Source organism: Pseudomonas sp. MF06569, from assembly GCF_059862735.1.
In genome coordinates this window covers 1-3,872 of the sequence record NZ_JCBCUZ010000060.1, presented here as the reverse complement: position 1 = coordinate 3,872, position 3,872 = coordinate 1, and the positions used below count along the sequence as shown (strand labels likewise).

Here is a 3,872-nt window from a genome sequence, read left to right as displayed (position 1 = left end):
AGGGTGAAGCCTTGAGCTTGACTGAGCTGAATGATCGCGCGCTCTTCAACGCTGAGTTCGGAATAGGACATAGGGGCAGCACCGTACCGGAAAGGTCAGGTGTTGCACTCAGTTTTCGCGGCCGCCCTGGGAATAAAATCAGAGTGCCCGGCGAAGTTATTCATGACTATTATCCTGCATTGATTAGCCGGTCTGAATTTGAAGAACTGCGTGCTGAAATTCAAAACAGAAGAACAACCAAGTCCACTGGTCGAGTCTCTGGATTTAAAAATATTTTTCGCAATGTTATGACTTGTAGCTGTTGCTTTGCTCCAATGCGTTTGTCTCATATGAAATGGAAAAAAGGAGAAAAGAAATACCTTGTGTGCACGAAGTCAGAAACAAACCAGTGCATTGAAAAAGGTAGACTTTGGTTTGACTATGATGACGTTGAGCGTGTTTTTTTCAATGAGGTAAATCTATCAATTCTGAAAAAATCCCTGACTCAAAAAACGAAAATCGACGATGCAGAAATTGAAAAATTAAGATCGAAATTGCTAAAAGTAGAAGACCAAAAATCGAACATTTTGAAAGCAATCGAAATGGGCACAGTCTCAAAACTTCTTATCAATCGGCTTGAAGAACTTGAAAAAGATTCTGATGAAACTCAAAAAAGAATTGATGAAGTCAAAGCAGAAAATGCTTTGAAGCGTTCACAAAATGAAGCTGAATTTTTTGATTATGAACAGCTTGATGCAGCATTAAATGATGAAGAACAGCGTGCAATAATAAATAAGATTTTGAGAACAAACCAAGCAGAAATTTCAATTGGCAAAGGTCAGGATGGTTGCGATTTTGTGATCGAAATTTCAATCGAAGATAGGCTTGAAACTGAAATCAGCTATCACAAGCAAGACGATTTTATAAACAGAATTGAGCATGATTTACCACAAAATCAAACCAGTGATTTAGTAATTCATGAAGAACAGACAGACCCTTATGCTGATGAAATCGAAGGTCAGGTTTTCGAGATGTTTGACCCTGCATCTATGCCTATCATTGAAATCAATCAGCACAACAAAAAACCGGATTAAAAATCCGTTTTTTTCTTCTGCTATGACTAATGAAATCAAAGACGTTGCTAACAACCTATACATCAAAAGCGTAATCAAAAGAAGCAAGCAGAATAAAAAGACGGTCAACCCTGGCGGTTTTCCCTCAAACATAACCTTACGGTATGTTTGCTTTTTATGCTTGCCCTCCTATCGTCGGGGCAAGGATATTCCCACAAGGGTCATATCCCAAATCTTAACGGCGGTTTTTAAAATAAAATATGTTAAAATTAGTGTATAAAATAATTATTCAACACTATGACAACATCAAAAAAACAAACACCAGTAAAGAGAATATGCCCATGCTTAACAGAAGTTAATCATGAGATTTTAGAAGATTTCATCGCCAGCTTTAATAGAGTCTCATCTAATGCTTTTTCAATTGCAAAGGCATTCAAAGATTACATACTGCATGATTGCGCAACATACATAATGGCAAAGAACAACAGCGAGGCTGTATTAAAGAATTACAATCAATACCTTGCAAACCTAACAACAAATTACTCAATGTATTTAAGCGACAATCTTAATTATAAAACGTCCGACACAGATAAAATTGTTCGTCAATTGAGACAGTCGAGAGTAGACATTTCAAAACTTCTGTTTAGCTCTAAAACTTTTAGAGCTAAGCCATCTGTTAGTGCCAAATGTTTTTCAGAAGCGATGCCAATATATGATGATAGTTTAAAGTCAAAGAAATTAAATCTCACATACTCGGAAAAAGATTTTTCTCTTATTAAGGCAAAATTCAAGTCCTTCAAGAAGGAGAGCAAGAAGCTTACATTTGATGATTTGTTTTTCCAATTTATGAGTGAGTTGAAAATTTATCACTCTGCTTTCGCATCATCTTTTTTTGCTTTGAATGCAGACAGATATTCTACTTTCAAAACCTATGCTGATTATGCCCATAACAGATTCTCAAATGGGTCAATTGAAGATTTCAATAAATATTTTTTAGAAGTATTTCCCGAACTCCATAACGATATTTTAAACTCTCTTTCTGGTTTAAGGAAAATGATTAGCATGGAGGTGTAAAATGCTAATCAAAGAAATACAACGAATAAGGCCAAATACCAAAAACCTTGCCAAATATATTTTCAATAAAGAGAAATGCACCGCCATTGGCGGTAATATTCCTATCGACTTTATTAACTTAGAACAAACCGCCAAAGACATTCAAAACGACTTCAATAGTAGATTAACAGCAAAACAGAAATCGAATGAAATGCACTATGTCATCAGTTTTGAAGAAAGCCATGACGAGTTGTCTGATGAAAAGTTAAAAAAGATTTCTAATGAATTGGTTGAAAAGCATTTTGGTGCAAATAGAAATTATGCCTTTGCAGTTCATCGAGATACTAAAAACCCTCATGTTCATCTAATTATGGAAAATCGAGATTTTGACAATAAACCGTTTTTCCAAAAAAACAATTATCGAAAAATTGAAGAGCTTGTCCAAGAACTCGAAATAAAATATGGCTTGAAGAACGACCAAATCAAGCAATCAAGAAATGATGAAAGTCGTATCAACCTTACAGCAGGTGCAAGGAAATATGAGCACCACACTGGCAAACAAAGTGATGAATCAAAATATAAAAAAGAACTGAAATCACTGTTTGAAAAATCAGTAACAGCACGTCAGCTTTTTGATTTGATGAAACAAAATGGTTACACCATCAAGCTGAACAACAGCAAAAAAGACCCTGCCAAGGTTTCGGGCTATTACATTACAAAAGCTTCAACATCAATAAAACCAAGCTCCGCAGGCTTGCAAATCTCGAAATTGCTCCAACATTTCAAGATCGATGATGAGGGCCGTTTAGTCGAATTGATGCGTAGTTTTGAAGATGCACCACCAAGGCAAGAATTCAATCAGCCTTGTGGCTTTGGTGCTATATCGCCAAAGCGAAATTTCGACAAACCAAATCGAAAAAAATTGCTTTATCAAAAATTCGACTCACCCGATGGTAAGACATTTACAAGCAGTAATCCGAAATTCAAATCAAGTTTTGTCATTTCTGACAATTCTTGCAGTTTTCAAAATCCAACTGAAATGAGCATTAAAGCCGGATTTCAGGCTCTCCAAGAGAGGAATGGAGGCACAAAATACGATCTCTTTGGTGATGATGCCTTTAAACGAAAAGCGTGGCTGGTAGGCTCGCTCATGGGCCTTGAAATCGAAGGCTACACACCCACAGCCCATGATATGAAAGAGTTGCTTGAAAGGTATTCACTGCATCCAGAGCGCTACAAAGCGTTTTCCCCTACCTCATTCCAGTTGAGCCTGGCATTGCTGGAAAAGCCAAAACCGCCGGTCATTGAAGCCACAGAGCCTGCCAATCCAGTTCGACACGAACCACCTCTTAAAACCCCGGCAGACAATACTTCCATAAAAGAAGAAGCACAAAAGAAGCGTAGGAACTTACCTAAGATATAAATAAAGAAAAAGTCCCGTTAGGGACTTGATTAAATCTTTTATTTGTTATAATGATTTTACCACAAATTATTTAACAAATGAGTTTACTATTCAATTATAGCATTTATTCTAACAATGCAAGACCTTCTACAAATTATTTTGAAAATATTTTTGAACCATTGAACTATCATGTTCAATCAGAAAAAGAGCTTAAAGACTTTCCTACATTTGCCAAGGTTGGGCGGTTGCAGGAGCTGAGTGCAACACGGTTATTGAATTGAAGCCGGAGCATCATGCCGCATAGCCAAGGCTTCCTGCATCACCTCTCCCATGACTTCGATCGGGCATTTGAAATCGAAGCGCTT

At 37.0% G+C, this 3,872-nt stretch carries 3 protein-coding genes; all 3 read left to right on the top strand.

Features of this window, described 5'->3' with window-relative positions:
• Positions 1-1,073, top strand: a 1,073-nt coding sequence (locus tag AC19YQ_RS24725; protein WP_500596165.1) for a recombinase zinc ribbon domain-containing protein, incomplete at its 5' end; no start/stop codon positions are given.
• 276 nt (positions 1,074-1,349) lie between these two features.
• Positions 1,350-2,126: a hypothetical protein gene (locus AC19YQ_RS24720; protein ID WP_500596164.1), complete on the top strand. Its 777-nt coding sequence runs from the start codon at positions 1,350-1,352 to the stop codon at positions 2,124-2,126.
• A 1-nt stretch (position 2,127) separates the two neighbouring features.
• Positions 2,128-3,528: a relaxase/mobilization nuclease domain-containing protein gene (locus AC19YQ_RS24715; protein ID WP_500596163.1), complete on the top strand. Its 1,401-nt coding sequence runs from the start codon at positions 2,128-2,130 to the stop codon at positions 3,526-3,528.
• Positions 3,529-3,872: the final 344 nt, after the last annotated feature.

Coding starts and splice junctions, on each gene's coding strand:
- AC19YQ_RS24720 (WP_500596164.1), top strand. CDS start 1,350: ATGACAACATCAAAAAAACAAACACCAGTAAAGAGAATATGCCCATGC.
- AC19YQ_RS24715 (WP_500596163.1), top strand. CDS start 2,128: ATGCTAATCAAAGAAATACAACGAATAAGGCCAAATACCAAAAACCTT.